Genomic DNA, 16,760 nt, shown 5'->3' with positions numbered 1-16,760 from the left:
CGCTGCTCGACAATTTCTCGCATCCCGACGCGGGTGGACAGAATGTCATCAACCTGACCGGCATCAATGTGGTCGCTACCGATTCGGACGGAGACCAGGCGAGCGCGACGGTTCAGGTCAATGTTACTGACGACGTGCCGACGCTAGGCTCCTTCACTTCCGCCACGATCCCCAACGAAATCGGCACCGTAAATGGTACGTTCAACGTCAGCTTCGGGGCCGATGGCCACTCCACTAACAATGCGTTCGACATCACCGGGCCGGTCATCGATGGAATCCATTACACCGAAACCGATCTTGGTAATGGAACGACACGGCTTCTCGCCGAGGACTCAAACGGCACGGATATCTTCGCGCTGACCGTCAAGGCCGATGCGACCTATACCTTTGAGCTGATCACACCCGGCGCGGCGACCACAGAACAGATTTCGTTCGCTCAACTTGGTGCTGGAGGCCCCGGTTTCCGCGAACTGGCCGATGATCCAAATACTCCGGTCAATGAATTGGGTCGGGTCGAATTTCAAAGCAACGGCAACGGAGTCAACGCCAGCAACCAGGGTTTCGGCGTCAGCAATCAATGGACCGACTACGGCGAATGGTTCGAGATGGAGTTCCACAAGCCCGGAGTCGCTGGCAACGATGCCGCGAGCTCCAATCCAGACCTTCTTGAATCCGTTACCATAAACATCCAGCAGATTCAGCAGGGCCCTGTAACAATACGATGGACCGCAACAAATCCAGTAAACGGGGATACAGAGACCCACGACATCACTGTATCCTCAACAGGTCCTCTAACCATCGATCCGACGATTCAATTCAGCGTCCTCAAGATCGAAAATATAGACACTGTAGGAACAGGAAGTTTGCGTATCGGGACGGATGTCAGCGTTTCGCATACCATTCTGCCTCCCGATCAAAGTCTAGATTTCCACATCGTCGCCCGTGATGGTGACGGCGACCTCTCGTCAAGCTCCACCCTCAGCATCAACGTTGAAACAGCTGGGACTGGCGGCAATTTCACGCTTACCGGTACGGCCGGCAACGATGTGATCGCCGCAAGCACGCATACCGACACAATGACAGGAGGAGCCGGCGCCGACACGTTCGTGATCGGGTCGGGTGAATCGACACCCGTCATCGGCGGATCAGGCAATGCAGGCACGATCACCGGATATGACATCATCACCGACTTCGTCGCCGGCACCGACAAGTTGACACTGCCCGGCAGTCTGGTGGCCGCCACCGCGGGCAACGTCAATGGCGGGGACTCCACGTTGACGATCGGCGGTGACACGGTTCAGTCCCATTCGGTCACGAACGGCATCGCCAGTTTCTTTGGAACCGACACCTTTACCGCGCCATTGGCGGTCACGTCCGCCGCAAGCCTGGCGGCGGTTGTCCAGTATCTTAACGCCACAGACATCGGCGACGCCGGGGCGACGCTCGCCTTCACGGCAACGATCTCAGGGGTAAACCACACCTACGTCTATACCCAGACAACCACGAATGCCGGCGTGGGAGCACTGGTCGATCTCCAGGGCGTCACCATATCGAACCTGAACAACCTCATCGGAGGCTCGGTCGACCCCATCATTCTCGACCTGAACCACAATGGGTTCGCCTTCTCCGACGTCAGCCACGGTGTCCAGTTCGACATGAACGGCGATGGCACCAAGGAACAGCTCGCCTGGAACACATCCCATGACGGCATGCTGGCGGTCGACCTCAACCATGACGGCAAGATCGACGATGGCACGGAGCTGTTCACGCCGAACTTCAACGGCGGCCATTTCGACAGCGGCGCGGCAGCGCTGGCTTCGCTCGACAGCAACCATGACGGCGTCATCGACCACAACGACGCGGCGTTCAGCAGCCTGGTGATCTGGCAGGACGCCAATGCCAACGGCATCAGCGACACCGGGGAATTGTCGCACCTCGCCGACAACGGTATCGTCTCCATCAGCACGGCAGCGAACGCGGCTGTCGGCGAAATCGACGGGCAGACCGTGACCGGCAACGGCACTTTCCAGATGGCCGACGGCACGAGCGGCAACTATGTCGAGGTGGAACTCGATACATCGCTGGTTGCCTCGACGCAGCCGTCGGTGGCCATGGACGGCACTTCGGGAGCCGACACGTTCAAGATCGACAATCTCAACATCAAGGATCTGATCGTCGACTACCATGGCGACGAAGGGGATAAGATCGACCTAACGGCGCTTTTCGACAAGGCGCCGGCTGGCAACATCGCCGACTATGTGCATTACAACAGCGCGACCAGCACAGTAAGCGTCGATACCAGCGGCTCGGGCAACGCGGCAAACTTCGTGGATGTGGCCGTACTGCAGAACGCACCCGCAGCCGGTACGATCAACATCCTCTATGACGACGCAACACATACGCAGCAGCATGTCACGATTTAACACTTCTGCGCGCTTGTGCTCCCATGCTATGCATTAGCGGAACATGAAATGGCAATTTGGAGAGGGGCTTACATGAAAATTCGTTCAAGATCGCTGGGCACGGCCGCGGCGCTGCTCTTGGCTGGATCCACCGGCTTTGCCGCCGACATCATCGAAGGTCCGACGGCCGACTATTGCCGCACCGTTGGAACCTCCAATCTCGTGCTGACCGAAAACACGGTCGACCTCACGAAACAGGTCGTGAAGCTGATGGATGAGTCGATCGCCGTCGCCAAGAGCCCGGAATGGATCAACTCGTCGCGGCCGGTCTTCGTCTGGGCATCGGAAGCCAAGGTCGCCTGCGGCATGGCTTACGGCTACCTGAAGACGAACTACAAGGACGAAGACACGCTCAACAAGTGCGAGTGTTTTCACGACCGTATGGTCGAGTACATGAACTGACCGCAACAGCGAGAGCGCGCCGGCAGAAAATGGTATCTGACCGGCAGGTCCACAGCTTGCGAACGTGCGTGGTCGCTTGCGCGCTGGCAATGTCGTTGCTCGGCTGCCAATCGAAAGGCGCGGTGTCAGACGCGCTCGACCCCGCTGCCATCCAGGCCCCCAATCAGCCGGCTGCTGTTGCTGTCGCCAACGCAAGCATGGCAACGCAGTCTCTCGGCACCGGCCCCACAAAAGTCGCCATGCTGCTGCCCCTCTCCGCCTCCGGATCCGCAGGCGAAAACGGCAGAAAGATGCTCGACGCCGCCAAGCTCGCGATGACGGATCTCGGCAACCCGCTGCTGACGCTTACCGTCGAGGACACGAAGGGAGACGCGACCTACTCGCAGCAACTGGCGGTAAAGGCCATAACTTCGGGAGCGAAAGTGGTCATCGGTCCGACCGAACTGCCGGCGGCCCAGCATGTCGCGAAACTGTCGGGCGCAAACCGGCCGGTGGTTCTGGCTCTTGCGGACAATTTTGCCGGTGGCCCGGGCGTCTATGCGGTATGTCTCAGCGAGGCAGACAGCGCCGCTGCAGGCGCCGGCGCGATTGCGGCCAAGGGCGGCAAGAAGTTCGTCCTGCTGGTGCCGGCGGGCGCGAGTGCCGATATCGTCGAAAAGCGGGTTGCCAACAGCCTCAGCGTGTACGGAGCCGCACTTGCGATCACCATACCCTATACGAGCGCCGACAGCGCGACAAAGGCGGTGACGGACATGGGCTCGCTGGTGGACGCCCCCGATGCCGTGGTCGTCGCCAGCGGCGACAGCAATCCGTCGCCAATCCTGATCGCCCTGAAGGCAAAAGGCATTCCCGGAAAATCGACCTCGGTGGTTGGCACGAACCGCTGGCTGGAGTACCCGGCCAGTCCACTATTCGAAGGTGCCTATATCGCGACCCTCGACCAACACGAAACAGGCCCCATTTCGGATCGTTTCAAGACAACCTTCAACTACCAGGCCGACGTCAATGTCGCCTATGCCTATGACATGGTCGCCCTGACCGCGGGCATCGCGAGCGCTGCCGGACCGACCGGCTTCAACAGGCAGGTTTTCGAGAACCCGAACGGATTTCGCGGATCGACCGGCTTGTTCAGGTTCCGCGCGGATGGATCCAGCGAACGCTCGATGCCGTTTTACCGGATTGAAAAAGGTGCGCTCAAACTGGTTGCCAAATCGACGTCCAGCTTCTAGCGAATTGGGCGCGGGCGGTCCGGCGGGACAAGCGGGGCGCCTTCGCGTGATGATCGCGGTCGCAAGCCTCGAGCTTCTCGTCGGCATCCTGCTGCTGGTCAAGGCAGCGACCCTGTTCCCTGTCGAGCGGACCGTCACCGACCCGGCCCCGGACGTCAGCGACGACGTCGCGCAGCACCCGGTTCGATCGATCGTCAATTCAGCCCGCAAGATTGCCGAAGATCTCATCGCACCGCCGCAGGTCGTGGGGTCAGAAGTGGAGCGGGTGGAACCTCGCTTGCCCCTTGGCGACCTCGGCCTCGCGTCACAACCCAAGCCATCGATGCCCAGGGATTGGCGGGAAACACCGCTGTATCATCCGGTGGCCACGTCCTCGGCTGGTTTCGACTCCATGGGGCGGAAACTGTTCATCAGCGGAACCCAGAGCGTCGAAGCCGACAGGATCTGCCTGTTTCACGAGAGTGCCTGGCCTTGTGGACAGCGGGCGCGTGCGGCTTTCAACAACTGGATGCGCGGGCGGGCGCTGAATTGTTTCGTGCCTCCGTCGGTCGACCGCTTCCCTGTCGCGGCGACATGCAGGCTGGGCAAACAGGATGTCGGAGCCTGGCTCGTGTCGAATGGCTGGGCGTTGGCCTTGCCGGGCGGTATCTATGGCAAGGCCGAAGCAACAGCCAGGACGGCGGAGATGGGAATCTTCGGCTCCCCATAGGCGGCAGCAACCGGAGTCGCCGCAAAGGCCGGCATCGCCTCCAGAAAGCTTAGCGATCTATCCCGACGCCTCAAATTGTATTGTTCTTTGAAACCGAAATCCTAACTTGCCGGTCTTATGCTTGGCGATCCAACGGAGATCGATCATGTCCAACGCAGCAGCTGATGTCCCGGCCCATCACGAATGGAGGAGCGTCGGCTGGTTGGCTTTCCTTGGAACCATCGGCAGCCTTTGCGTCTCCCTGAGCCTGAACTATCTGCTGTTGTTCAGCGAGACGCTGACGCCTTTCGGGCGCGGCATGATCACCGCAACGCTTTTGCCTTTGGTGATCTGCCTGCCGCTTTTTGTGTTCATAGGCCGGAACCTGGCAGAGATCCGTCGCTACCGGCGGGAACTCAACAAAGCCGCTACCTTCGATACGCTGACCGGTTGCCTGAACGGCAGGGTCTTCACGTCGCTGATCGAGAGACGGGCAATCAGGCCGTCCGTTCCAGGCGAGCGATCGGGCGCCTTCCTGGTCATTCATCCTGAGCATCTGAACGCCATCAACTTGCGCTTCGGCCTGAGCTGGGGCGACGAAGCCTTGCGTCTCATAGCCTCAACCATCCGGTCTTGCGTGCGCTCGCAAGACGTCATCGGCCGCATAGGCGCGTCGATGTTCGGCGTGTTCCTTCCCGGAACGAGCGAGGCCGAAGCCAGGATGGTTGGCGAGCGTATCCGCGCCAGTGTCTCGCGGGTCTATTTTTCCCCTCAGGGCGCCGTGGAGATCCTGGCCGTGACCGTCGGAGGCGTGGTTTTCGAGGAGGACCTCGACTTCGAGGATATGTTCCGGCCGGCGGAACAGAGCTTGTCGGGCAAAGGCGGTTTTGAGTTGTCGCGTATTCAACGCGCTTCAGCCTGACGTCCTCCAAGACCGGTTCAGTTTGCCGCGACTTTTGCGATTATCGGGAAAGTCGATGCCAAAATCCGTGGCTTATCGCCCGCGATCCCTTCGCTACGATCCTTGGAGATCATCAGACAGGGATAGCCAAGGACATGCTGACGGACAAGCAGGCACGCGAGGCGGTGGAGCAGTACCGCGAGGAGGGATACGCGGTCGTTCGACAATTCGTCGACGGCGACGAGATGGTCCGGCTGAAGAAGGAAACGGATGCCGTCTACGCCGAAGGGCTCAAGCATCACGCTACTTTCCGGGACGGCAATCTCAACTTCCAGATCCTGCCCGAGTCGGATTTCGGCCAACGCTACGTGCTGCAGGCCTACTGGTTTTCCTGGATCAATTCCTATTTCGAGCAATTCCGGCGCAATCCCAATTACCTGAAACTGCTCGAAGGCTTGATCGGGCGTGACATCAAGCAAATCGCCCAGCAGCTGCATTGGAAGCCACCCGGGGCCAATGTCACTGGTTATCGCTTCCATCAGGATCTGCGATTCCGCAACCAGGCCGCCTTCGACAATGTCGCCGATGCGACAGTGACGACGGGCCTCGCCGTCGACCGAGCGACGCTCGACAATGGCTGCCTTCAGGTCGTGCCTGGCAGTCACAAGCTCGGCTATCTCGGCCTGTCCGACGAAGGCAAGGGCGAGTTGATGAAGGGGCTGACCGCCGAGGAAGAATTGCGCAAGGTCGGCATCGACCCGGCGACGATCGTTCCATTGGTCCTGGAGCCTGGCGACCTCGCCATGTGGGGGCTGCTTACCGTGCATGGCTCCTCGCCCAACCTGTCGCAGCACGACCGGGCCTTTGCCCTGTCCAGCTATGTGCGGGCCGACTCGACCCAACGCGGCGAGTGGGCGTTCAAGGATGGTGCCTCGGTGGCGCTCGGCAAGACGCCGGCGCTCTGCAAATACGAGAAGCTCTTCGAGGAGCCGGGACCGATGTACGACACCACCGCCTGGTGGAAATGACACCGCCGAGTTTGCCGTTGGGGGCAAGGGTGGCCTGGCGTTCGCGCCGGGCCTTTGCTGGCGCCGACTGGCGATGCCCCTGCCGCGCCTCAGGCGGTAAAATCCGCCGACAGCTCACGGATCAGGAAATCGACGAAGGCGCGGACCTTGGCGGCGATATAGGTCCGGTGTGGGTAGAGGGCATAGATTGGGCTGGAATCCGGGCGAAACTCGTCGAGCCGTACCTCCAGCCGTCCATCGCGGATTGCCGCATCGACCAGGAGGCTCGGCAGGTTGCCGATGCCGAAGCCGGCGATCGTCATCTGATAGGCGGCCTCGACGCTGTTGGTCGAGATGCGCCCGCCGATCGGTGCGTCAAACGGCCCGTCAGGCCCTATGAAGGGCCACGTGCCGAGCCGCTTGGCGAAATTGCTCAAGACGCAGGAATGGCTTGCCAGTTGGTCCGGATGGGTCGGTCGGCCGTTTCTGTCCCAATAATCCGGCGTGGCGCAGACATAGTTGCGGACTTCGCCCAGGCGCCGCGCAATCAGAGCGGAATCGGCCTGGCCGCCGAAACGGATGGCAACATCATAACCCTCCTCGACGATGCCGACGACGTAGCGCGCTGTCAGATCGAATTCGATGGTAGTCAGCGGGTTCTCCTCGAGGAATTTCGGCACCAGCTTGGTGATGCGCGTGTGGCCAAGGACATTGGAGCAGGAAACCCGGATCAGGCCGCGCGTCTCCTTGTGCAGGCCGCGCGTCGAATCCTGCAGTTCCGAAATCTCGTCCAGCAGGCTGCGGGCCCGCGGTGCATAGTCGCGCCCGGCTTCGGTGACGCTGAGGCGCCGGGTCGTGCGGTTGATGAGACGCACGCCAAGATCCTCTTCCAGCTCCTTGATCGTCCGGCTGACCGCCGTCGTCGACATGTTGAGATCGCGCGCCGCCGCCGAGAGGCTGCCCAGCAGGCAGACCCGGTCGAAGACCCGCATGGCCGTCAGAAGATTCATCCTGTTTCCCCCTCGCCGCATCGGCTCGGCCGCTCGCGGTTTCCAACAAAAGACCGTGCCCAGCGCTGTTGCGGCAAGGGCATTCCACCCGATTTGGACGTAAAATCAACAATGGGAGAAACGATATGACATCCAAGCCTCTTCATCCCGCGATCGACGCCTTTGCGCGGGGTGCCAAAAACGGCGCGCTCAGCCGCCGCGAATTCCTGGCGCTGGCCAGCGCCTTCGGCGCCAGCACGGCGGTCGCCTACGGGCTCATCGGCCAGCCGGTTCCGGCCCTGGCCGACGACGCGGCCCAACCCAGAAAGGGCGGAATCGTCCGCGTCGCCATGCAGGTGATGGAGATGGAGGATCCGCGCAGTTTCAAGGTTTCGCAGATGGGCAACATCGCCATGCAGTTTCTCGAGCCGCTGGTGCGCTGGAAGCCGGATTTCACCTTCGAGGCGGTGCTGCTGCAGGGCTGGGAAATCAATACGGATGCCACGGAATATGTGCTCAAGGTACGCCCTGGCGTGAAATGGTCGAATGGCGACGATTTCACCGCCGAGGACGTTGCCTTCAACGTCACGCGCTGGTGCGAGAAGGGGGCCGCCGGCAATTCGATGGCCGGCCGCATGACGTCGCTTATCGATCCCGAAACCAAGGCCGCGCGCGCCGGCGCCATCACGGTTCGTGACGACCACACCGTGGTGCTGAAACTGTCGCAACCCGACATCACCATAATTCCGGCGCTGACTGACTACCCGGCGCTGATCGTGCATCGCACGTTCAATCCGAAACAAGCAGCCCTGTCCGCCAACCCGATCTCCACGGGCCCCTTTGAACTCAAGAAGCTCAATGTCGGTGTCGCGGCCTCCGTGCGCAGGCGGCCTGACGGCTCCTGGTGGGGCGGCGAGGTGTTCCTGGATGGTATCGACTGGATCGACTACGGCACCGACTCGGCCGCCACCGTCTCCGCCTTCGAATCCGGCGAGATCGATCTGAACGGCCAGACTCAATCCTATGACGTCGTCATGCTCGACGGGCTGGGCCTGAAGAAGAGCGAGATCGTCACCGCCGCCACGATCGTCTCGCGCTGCAACGTCAACGCCAAGCCTTATGACGACAAGCGCGTGCGCAATGCCATCCAGCTTGCGGTCGACAACGAGGCGGTGCTGCAACTGGGCGCCAACGGCATGGGCATCGTGGCGCAGAACGATCACGTCGGCCCGATGCATCCCGAACATGCCGAACTGCCGCCGATCAAGCGGGATCCGGCCCGGGCGAAAGCATTGCTCGCGGAAGCCGGCCAGCTCGATTTCGAGTTCGACCTGATCTCGGTCGAAGCCGACTACCGCAAGGAAAGTTCCGACGTGGTTGCCCAGCAGATGCGCGACGCCGGCTTCAAGGTGAAGCGTACCGTCATCCCGGAATCGGCGTTCTGGAACGACTGGACGAAATATCCTTTCGCCACGACCAACTGGAATGCCCGCCCGCTCGGCATCCAGACCTATGCTCTCGCCTATCAGAGCGGCTCGGCATGGAACGAGACGGGCTTCGCCGATGCCGCGTTCGATGCCAAGGTTCACAAGGCCAACGCCATCGCCGATCCGGACCAGCGTCGGGCGGTGATGAAGGAATTGCAGGTGATGTTGCAGGAGTCCGGCATCATCGTTCAGCCTTACTGGCGAAAGCTGTTCTGCCATATGAAACCCGCCTTGATGGGCTATCAGATGCATCAGGCCTACGAGCAGGATTTCACCAAGGCCTGGCTCGCCGCCTGATTGCTCATCCGACGGGGCGGTGCATTCCACGGTGCCGCCCTGCCGTTTTTTCACTGCGTGCTTCGCCTCGTGGCGACACTGTCGAGGACCGACGAGGCGCAGTTCAGGTTTCGCTTCGGACACGTCGCACAGATGCGCCCCCACGTGCCTTGCCCCGGCATGTCCGCGCGTATCCGTGGCCGCGTCGCCAGGTCCGCCGGATCGTCAGGCATACGAAGAATCCCGGTGTCTGGGTCTGTCATCGTCAAGCCGCTCCAATTGATGGCGAGAGCTTATCCTTGCCGAAATGAAGCGAAACCGGCTTTGACGGACAACAACCTTCCCTAAAAACGGGAAAATTCGCCTCGCGCACCAGCGGCAGCAGCGCGAGGGCTCGGCGCAACGGGGCGTCGCGACAAAGGAGGTCCGGATGACGGCTGAATAGAGTTCCTACGGGCCGCGGCGCTGTCAGCGTCAGCTTGCTTCGCGCATCGCCTCCGCGGCCTGCAAGTCGACGGAGACCAACTGGCTGACGCCCTGCTCGGCCATGGTCACGCCAAACAGCCGGTCCATGCGCGCCATGGTGATGGGATTGTGGGTGATGATGACGAACCGTGTCTCGGTGGTCTTGGCCATCTCGTCCATGAGATTGCAGAAGCGCTCGACATTGTGATCGTCGAGCGGCGCGTCGACTTCGTCGAGCACGCAGATCGGCGCCGGATTGGTCAGGAACACCGCAAAGATCAGCGACATCGCCGTCAGCGCCTGCTCGCCGCCCGACAGCAGCGTCATGGTCTGCGGCTTCTTGCCGGGCGGGCGGGCAAGAATCTCCAGTCCCGCCTCCAGCGGATCCTCGGATTCGATCAGTTGCAATTCGGCCGTGCCGCCACCGAACAGGTGCGAGAACAACCGCTGGAAATGGCTGTTGACCACATCGAAGGCGGCCAGCAGCCGCTCGCGGCCTTCACGGTTGAGGCTCTGGATTGCTTGCCTGAGCTTGCGGATCGCTTCGATGATGTCCTCGCGCTCCGACACGATGGTCTCCAGGCGCTCGGAAAGCTCCTTCTGCTCTTCCTCGGCGCGCAAATTGACGGCGCCGAGCCGTTCGCGCTCGATTTTCAGCCGATCCAACTGGCGTTCGATCTCGGGCATCTCGGGCATCGGATCGTCGGCTTCCAGGCCGGTGTGGCGGATGACCAGATGCGGCGGCGTGTTCAGCGTTTCCTGGATACGCGCCTCGACTTCCAGCCGGCGCTCGTCCGCCGCCGTCAGCCGTTCCTCGGCACGGGCGCGGGTTTCGCGCGCTTCGGCCAGCGACTGGATGGCTGATGTGGCGGCCTTGTCCAGTTCGGCCTGCCGGTTCTCCGCCTCCTGCAGACGGTCGGCGGCCGCCTTGCGCAAAGTCTCGGCCTCGGTGAGTTGCGACAGCAATGCACGGCGCTTGGCGTCGATCTCGTCGGGCGCATCGACCAGCCGTTCGCGCTCGGCCTCGGCCTCCGCCTTGCGTTCGCCGAGCGAGGCGATCTGGGTCGAGGCGTTTTCAGCACGCGCCAGCCAGTTGCCGCGCTCGGCGCCGATGGCATCCAGACGCCGAGTGCGTGCCTCGGCTTCGCGCCGCAAGCCTTCATGGACGGCGCGCGCGTCGGCCAGTGCGGCGCGGTCGCGAGAGACATTGGCCGATGATTGTTCGAGCAGCAATTGCAGGTCGCCGAGATCCGGCGCGTCCTGCAACAACATCTCGGCCTCGACGAAAGCCGCCGACGTCTCCTCGTGGCTGTCGACTATGCGGGCACGCGCCTCGTCCAGCGCGGCACGGCGGCTCGACAGTTCACCGCCGGCCTTTTCGGCCTCGGCCAGCGCATTGCGGGCGGCATCCAGCCGATGCTGGGCCTCGCGTCCGGCCTGGCGCGTGGTCCGCTCCGCTTCGCTTGCCTGGCGGAGGGCCTGCTCGGCCTGTGCCAGCGCCTCCTCGGCCTGGCGCAGGACGAGCGTCGCCTGCACCGCTTCGGCATCGAGTTCGGCAAGCCGGTTCTTCTGCGCCAGCCTTTGTGCCGCGGCGGTCGGTGCATCGGCGCTGGCGGTCAGGCCGTCCCAGCGCCACAGCGCGCCCTCACGACTGACCAGGCGCTGGCCGGGAGCCAGAAGCCCCTGCAACCGGCGGCCGTCAGCGGCCTCGACGATGCCGATCTGCGCCAGGCGGCGGGCAAGCTGTGCCGGCGCGCGAACCATGCTGGCAAGGCTCCTGATCCCTTCCGGAAGCGCGGCGTCGCCGGGCTGGATTTCGCTTTCGCCCCAATGCACCGGCGCGTTGCGGTCGAGCGGCACGTCGAGATCTTCGCCCAGGGCCGCCCCAAGAGCCGTCTCGAAGCCGCGCTCGACGCTGATCTGCTCCAGCACGGAAGGGAAGAGATCGCCGCTGGCCGCGTTCAGGATCTTGGCCAGCGTACGCGCTTCGGTCTCGATCCGCGCCAGTTCCGCCCTGGCGTCCTGAAGCGGCGGACGCGCGGCACTTTCGGCGCCACGAGCGTCGATGACCGACTGCTCGGCCTGCTCCGCCGCGGCCTCCGACTCTTCCAGCAACGCCAGCGCCTGTTCGACCAGGATCTGTTTCTCGGCCGGGTCCGGCAGGCCGGCCACCTTGGCGAGGATGTCCGACAATTCGCGGTCGACATCGGCGAGTTGGCGGGCGAAGCGATCGCGCCGCTCGGCGGTTTCGCGCAAAGTGCGTTCGATCTGATGGCGCGAGGCGGCAGCCTCCGCGCGCTCGGCGGTCAGCGCGGCGAGCTTGGCTTCGCTTTGCGCCAGCGTCGAGGCGGCCTGTTCGAATGCCGCGCGGGTGGTGGCCTCGCGCTCCGCGGCACCAGCGTTTTCGGAGTTCAGCGCGGCCTCTTCCGCGCGCAGGCGCTCGAGAACGTCGGCGTTGTCGCGCACCATCCGCTCTTCGCGGGCGATGTCGCCGTCGAGCTGCTGCAACCGGCGCTCGAGTTCGGCCTGACGGGTGCGGATGCGGCCGGCTTCCTCCTCGATCTGCGACCTGGCGATCGACAGCCGCTGGAAGGCGGCTGCAGCCGCGGCTTCCGCGTCGCGCAGGTCAGGCAAGCGATGGGCGGAGATGCCCTGCTCCTTGGCCGCGTTCATCTGCGTGGCGGCGCGGTCGCCAACGAGCGCCGTGGCCGTAGCCAGCGCCGAACGCGCCTCGCCTTCCTGCGTCTTGGCCAGCGTCCAGCGCAGGTGCAAGAGCGTTGCTTCGGCCTTGCGGATGTCGGCGGACAGGTTCTTGAAGCGCGAAGCCTGGCGCGCCTGGCGCTTCAGGCTTTCGATCTGGCTTTCCAGTTCGCCGACGACGTCGTCCAGGCGTTCGAGATTCTGTTCGGCGGCCTTCAGCCTCAGTTCCGCCTCGTGGCGGCGGGTGTGCAAGCCGGAAATGCCGGCCGCCTCTTCGAGCAGGGCGCGACGGGCCTGCGGCTTGGCCTGGATCAGTTCGCCGATACGGCCTTGCCCGACCATCGAAGGCGAGCGTGCACCGGTCGACTGATCGGCGAACAGAAGCTGCACGTCCTTGGCGCGTGCTTCCTTGCCGTTGATGCGGTAGAGGGAGCCCGCCTCGCGCTCGATGCGGCGCGACACCTGCAGCTCGTCGGCATCATTGAAGGCGGATGGCGCCGAGCGGTCGCTGTTGTCGAGGAAAAGCGTGACTTCGGCGGTGTTTCGGGCGGGACGCGTGCCCGAGCCGGAAAAGATCACGTCGTCCATGCCGGACGCGCGCATGTTCTTGTAGGAGCTTTCGCCCATCACCCAGCGCAGCGCCTCGACGAGGTTCGACTTGCCGCACCCGTTCGGCCCGACAATGCCGGTCAGGCCGCGTTCGATGACGAACTCGCCGGGTTCCACGAAGGACTTGAAACCAAGAAGGCGGAGGCGCGAAAACTTCATTCACGCGCCTCATACACCGGTTGCGCAAAAGTGTACCGAAGTTTTGCGATAGGGCGCATGGCGCGCGAACAGATAGAAAGGCAAGCAGCGCCGGAGCGCTGCCGCTTCAGCGCTGAGCCGATGTCAGAGCAGAGGGTCGATGATGGCCGACATTTCCTCAATCGACATCGCCCCTTTGTAGGTCTTACCGTTGATGAAGAAGGTCGGTGTCGAGTCGACCTTGAATTCATTGGCGCCACGCTTCTGGACCGATCTCACATCGTCCAGAAGTTTCTGGTCCGTCAAGCAGGCCTCGAAGGACTCCTGTGTAAAACCGGCAAGCTTGGAGATTTGCAGCAGCGCATCCTTGGTGTTGGACACGCCGACCCAGTTCGCCTGCTGCCGGAACAGGACATCGACCATCGGGAAATAGTTATCCTTGGCGCAGCGTGCCAGCATGAAACCGGCCTCGGCGCTCGGATCGAACGGGAATTCGCGCAGGATGTAACGGGCCTTGCCGGAATCGATGTACTTGGTTTTCAAATCCGGGAAGGTGGTCTCCGCGAAATGCGCGCAGTGCGGGCAGGTCATCGAAGCGTATTCGACGATGGTGACCTTGGCGTCATCCTTGCCGAGCTGCTTGTCGGGCAGCGCACCCGGCTTCAACAATTCGGCCATATCCACCGTGCCTTGCGCCTCCGGCACCTGGACCGCCGCGGGCGTGGCCGGCTTCGCGGGCGTTGCCGGGTCCGCGGGCTTGACATCCGCCGCCTTGGCCTGTTCGCCGGAATCACTGCAGGCCGCGAGCAGGGCCACCGCCGGAATGGCGGCCAGCGAAGTCAGGACGTTTCTGCGAGAGAAGCTTTGGCCAAACGGGGTACGGCTCATACGAATCACCTGATAAGGGTTGAATTTTGCAATGCAAAGACACGAAAAAGCGAGAGTTGGCGCGAATTAAGGCATCCCTGTCCCCAATCCAATCGCGAAACCTGACAAGGGTGATCACGAATGCGCGAGATTAACGACAAACCTATGACTGTTTCCAGTCAGAACTAGGCTTTCCTTGCGCCCAAAATGGTCGCACCCAGCCTTTCCAGTGAGGCGCGCAGTCCGTCATCCTCGATCAATCCGACTGTATCGGCCAATTTCGCCTTTTCCGCCGCGCTCAGTGGCCTGAGAGCAGGTTTGGGCCGGGCCTTTCCAGAAGTCACCGGCTTCTGCACGATCCTGATGCGGCCTATCGCGATAAAGCCCAGGAAGGCGTTGACCCGGTTGATGATCTCGCCGGTCTCGTGCTGCAGGTGAAGCGCGGCCATGCCTTCGCAGGCGATGACCAGCACGGCCGGCTCGAATGGATCGTCCTCGTGCAGGCGGCGCGGCCACTGGATCTTTTCGGGCCGCGAGTGAATGGCCAGGCGCGGGCCAGCAATCTCTTCCCAGGACTGGACGAGACCGATCGAGATGCCTGCCCGCTTGCGCAGCACCGGGTCGAGGATCTCGGTGGCGAGGTCGCTCACCGGAACGGGATTGCCGAAGGGCCTTTTCCCTGCCATGTGCGTTCTCCAGCCACGACCCAGCAGACACCGGCCAAGCCTACGCAAGATCAATGGCACCAGCAGACCAGACCCGCAAGGCCCAGACCAGCAGAGCCAAGGCCGACGATACGGCGTCACGGCTGGTCGCCTGGTACGACGCGCATCATCGCGAACTGCCGTGGCGCGTGACGCCGCGCGAGCATGCACGCGGCGTGCGGCCCGACCCCTACCGTATCTGGCTGTCCGAGGTGATGCTGCAGCAGACCACCGTCGAAGCGGTGAAATCCTATTTCCGCGCCTTTGTCGAGAAATGGCCCGATGTCGAGGCCTTGGCCGCGGCGCCGACCGAGGATGTGATGAAAGCCTGGGCCGGGCTCGGCTACTATTCCCGCGCCCGCAACCTCAAGGCCTGTGCCGATCTGGTGGCGGCACGCGGCGGCCGGTTTCCCGACACCGAGACCGGACTTCGAGAATTGCCCGGCATCGGCGCCTATACGTCGGCGGCAATAAGGGCGATTGCCTTCGACCGCCCGGCGGCCGTTGTCGACGGCAATGTCGAACGCGTCATCTCAAGGCTGTTTTCGATCACGACGCCGCTCAGCGAAGCCAAGGCCGAGATACGGGCCCAGGTCGAGCGCATGGTGCCGGCGACGCGACCGGGAGACTTCGCCCAGGCGATGATGGATCTCGGCGCCACGATCTGCACGCCACGCCGGCCGCGCTGCATGCTGTGCCCGCTGCGCGAGGACTGCAGCGCCGTCATTGCAGGCGACCCCGAGAATTTCCCGGTGCGGCTGCCAAAAGCCAACAAACCGCTGCGGCGCGGCGCGGCTTTCGTGGCCACGCGTGAGGACGGCGCCATTCTTTTGCGGAAGCGCCCGGAAAAGGGGCTGCTTGGCGGCATGACGGAAGTGCCGACCACAGCCTGGACCGCGCGGGTGGACGGCGCCACCACGCAAGCGGCGGCGCCCTTTCCCGGCGCCTGGCGGCACGCTGGGTCAATCACGCATGTCTTCACCCATTTCGCGCTCGAACTCGAAGTCTTTCACGCCCACATCAAAGGTGATGCGGTGGCAGGGCACTTCTGGTCGCCCGCTGGCGAGATTTCCGGCGAGGCGCTGCCGACTGTCATGAAAAAGGCAATCGAGGCTGCGATACCCGGCGCGACGAAAAAACCGTCGCCATCAGGTGCAAAGAGACCCCATGACTGAAATCCGCCACATCGTTTTCGACATCGGCAAGGTGCTGATCCACTACGATCCAAACATTCCGTTCAGCCGCCTCATTCCCGATGCCGACGAGAGAAAGTGGTTCTTCGACAATGTCTGCACGCATGACTGGAACCTCGAGCAGGATCGCGGCCGGACGTGGCAAGAGGCCGAGGCGCTGCTCATTTCGGATCATCCAGATCATTCTGAAAACATCCGCAATTTCCGCCGCCACTGGCACGAGATGGTGCCGCATGCCTATGACGACAGCGTCGCCATCATGCTCGGCCTGATCGAAAGCGGCCATGATGTCACCATGCTGACCAACTTCGCCTCCGACACGCTGGCCGAAGCCCGGCAGCGCTTCGATTTTCTCAACCGTCCGCGCGGCGTGACAGTGTCGGGCGATATCGGCAAGATCAAGCCCGACCGCGACATCTACGACCATCACGTGGCGGCGTTCGGCCTCGAACCGTCCGCGACGCTGTTCATCGACGACAGCCAGAAGAATGTCGACGGCGCCAAGGCGGCCGGCTGGAAAGCGGTGCTGTTCACCGATGCCAGGACGCTTCAAGCGGATCTTGAACGCTTCGGAATAAAGGCGTGATCTCTATCGCTTGCGGCGATCCGTTGAGACTTTGATTCAACGAATAAGCGGCAGGGG

The 16,760-nt window shown here is 62.8% G+C and carries 13 protein-coding genes; 9 read left to right on the top strand and 4 right to left on the bottom strand.

Translation table 11 applies throughout. The features are described from left to right. The 6 genes from EN851_RS36370 to EN851_RS19375 form a co-directional block, all read left to right on the top strand. The coding region (locus tag EN851_RS36370; RefSeq protein ID WP_189521888.1) for a type I secretion C-terminal target domain-containing protein at positions 1-2,423 on the top strand (2,423 nt) is incomplete at its 5' end. 72 nt (positions 2,424-2,495) lie between these two features. Next, the gene (locus EN851_RS19395; protein ID WP_127279953.1) at positions 2,496-2,864 is read left to right on the top strand and encodes a hypothetical protein; all 369 of its coding nucleotides are present in this window, start codon (positions 2,496-2,498) and stop codon (positions 2,862-2,864) included. A gap of 29 nt (positions 2,865-2,893) precedes the next feature. Further along, positions 2,894-4,093 (top strand): penicillin-binding protein activator, encoded by a 1,200-nt coding sequence (locus tag EN851_RS19390; RefSeq protein WP_127279954.1) that lies wholly within the window; start codon positions 2,894-2,896, stop codon positions 4,091-4,093. A 49-nt stretch (positions 4,094-4,142) separates the two neighbouring features. Continuing rightward, positions 4,143-4,802: a thermonuclease family protein gene (locus tag EN851_RS19385; RefSeq protein WP_245512077.1), complete on the top strand. Its 660-nt coding sequence runs from the start codon at positions 4,143-4,145 to the stop codon at positions 4,800-4,802. Between the two features lie 145 nt (positions 4,803-4,947). Next, entirely contained in the window at positions 4,948-5,703 is a 756-nt protein-coding gene (locus EN851_RS19380) for a GGDEF domain-containing protein (RefSeq protein WP_127279607.1), read from the top strand. Between the two features lie 134 nt (positions 5,704-5,837). Beyond that, positions 5,838-6,710: a phytanoyl-CoA dioxygenase family protein gene (locus EN851_RS19375; RefSeq protein ID WP_189343688.1), complete on the top strand. Its 873-nt coding sequence runs from the start codon at positions 5,838-5,840 to the stop codon at positions 6,708-6,710. Between the two features lie 89 nt (positions 6,711-6,799). Here EN851_RS19375 and EN851_RS19370 read toward each other — a convergent pair whose 3' ends face one another. Continuing rightward, positions 6,800-7,699 (bottom strand): LysR family transcriptional regulator, encoded by a 900-nt coding sequence (locus tag EN851_RS19370; protein WP_127279606.1) that lies wholly within the window; start codon positions 7,697-7,699, stop codon positions 6,800-6,802. 125 nt (positions 7,700-7,824) lie between these two features. On the opposite strand from EN851_RS19370, the gene EN851_RS19365 reads away from it, so the two are divergent. Next, positions 7,825-9,462 carry an ABC transporter substrate-binding protein gene (locus tag EN851_RS19365; RefSeq protein ID WP_127279605.1) on the top strand — a complete coding sequence of 546 codons (1,638 nt, stop codon included), beginning with the start codon at positions 7,825-7,827 and terminating at the stop codon, positions 9,460-9,462. Between the two features lie 453 nt (positions 9,463-9,915). On the opposite strand, the gene smc is transcribed toward EN851_RS19365, so the two are convergent. The 3 genes from smc to EN851_RS19350 all read right to left on the bottom strand — a co-directional run bounded on the left by smc (position 9,916) and on the right by EN851_RS19350 (position 14,906). Next, on the bottom strand, positions 9,916-13,374 hold the full coding sequence (smc, locus tag EN851_RS19360) for a chromosome segregation protein SMC (protein ID WP_135929853.1): 3,459 nt from the start codon (positions 13,372-13,374) through the stop codon (positions 9,916-9,918). A 123-nt stretch (positions 13,375-13,497) separates the two neighbouring features. Beyond that, positions 13,498-14,241, bottom strand: a complete 744-nt coding sequence (locus EN851_RS19355) for a DsbA family protein (protein ID WP_135929852.1) — start codon at positions 14,239-14,241, stop codon at positions 13,498-13,500. Between the two features lie 164 nt (positions 14,242-14,405). Next, a complete protein-coding gene (locus tag EN851_RS19350) occupies positions 14,406-14,906 on the bottom strand; it encodes a DUF721 domain-containing protein (protein WP_135929851.1) in 501 nt (166 codons plus the stop codon). Positions 14,907-14,959: 53 nt separating this feature from the next. Here EN851_RS19350 and mutY point away from each other — a divergent pair, with 53 nt between their 5' ends. Together mutY and EN851_RS19340 are read left to right on the top strand one after the other, a co-directional pair. Further along, positions 14,960-16,099 carry an A/G-specific adenine glycosylase gene (gene mutY, locus EN851_RS19345; protein WP_135929850.1) on the top strand — a complete coding sequence of 380 codons (1,140 nt, stop codon included), beginning with the start codon at positions 14,960-14,962 and terminating at the stop codon, positions 16,097-16,099. Further along, positions 16,092-16,703 (top strand): HAD family phosphatase, encoded by a 612-nt coding sequence (locus EN851_RS19340; RefSeq protein WP_135929849.1) that lies wholly within the window; start codon positions 16,092-16,094, stop codon positions 16,701-16,703. The genes mutY and EN851_RS19340 overlap by 8 nt, the downstream gene beginning before the upstream one ends. Positions 16,704-16,760: the final 57 nt, after the last annotated feature.

This window comes from Mesorhizobium sp. M8A.F.Ca.ET.208.01.1.1 (genome assembly GCF_004791315.1).
GTDB lineage: Bacteria > Pseudomonadota > Alphaproteobacteria > Rhizobiales > Rhizobiaceae > Mesorhizobium.
Note: the sequence above shows the minus strand (reverse complement) of the source record. Positions and strands in the feature narration are given on the sequence as shown.

Bases quoted from the DNA above. Each gene is read 5' to 3' on its own strand.
- EN851_RS19370 (WP_127279606.1), bottom strand. From the start codon at position 7,699: ATGAATCTTCTGACGGCCATGCGGGTCTTCGACCGGGTCTGCCTGCTG.
- EN851_RS19390 (WP_127279954.1), top strand. From the start codon at position 2,894: ATGGTATCTGACCGGCAGGTCCACAGCTTGCGAACGTGCGTGGTCGCT.
- EN851_RS19395 (WP_127279953.1), top strand. From the start codon at position 2,496: ATGAAAATTCGTTCAAGATCGCTGGGCACGGCCGCGGCGCTGCTCTTG.
- EN851_RS19355 (WP_135929852.1), bottom strand. From the start codon at position 14,241: ATGAGCCGTACCCCGTTTGGCCAAAGCTTCTCTCGCAGAAACGTCCTG.
- smc (WP_135929853.1), bottom strand. From the start codon at position 13,374: ATGAAGTTTTCGCGCCTCCGCCTTCTTGGTTTCAAGTCCTTCGTGGAA.
- EN851_RS19365 (WP_127279605.1), top strand. From the start codon at position 7,825: ATGACATCCAAGCCTCTTCATCCCGCGATCGACGCCTTTGCGCGGGGT.
- mutY (WP_135929850.1), top strand. From the start codon at position 14,960: ATGGCACCAGCAGACCAGACCCGCAAGGCCCAGACCAGCAGAGCCAAG.
- EN851_RS19375 (WP_189343688.1), top strand. From the start codon at position 5,838: ATGCTGACGGACAAGCAGGCACGCGAGGCGGTGGAGCAGTACCGCGAG.
- EN851_RS19385 (WP_245512077.1), top strand. From the start codon at position 4,143: ATGATCGCGGTCGCAAGCCTCGAGCTTCTCGTCGGCATCCTGCTGCTG.
- EN851_RS19340 (WP_135929849.1), top strand. From the start codon at position 16,092: ATGACTGAAATCCGCCACATCGTTTTCGACATCGGCAAGGTGCTGATC.
- EN851_RS19350 (WP_135929851.1), bottom strand. From the start codon at position 14,906: ATGGCAGGGAAAAGGCCCTTCGGCAATCCCGTTCCGGTGAGCGACCTC.
- EN851_RS19380 (WP_127279607.1), top strand. From the start codon at position 4,948: ATGTCCAACGCAGCAGCTGATGTCCCGGCCCATCACGAATGGAGGAGC.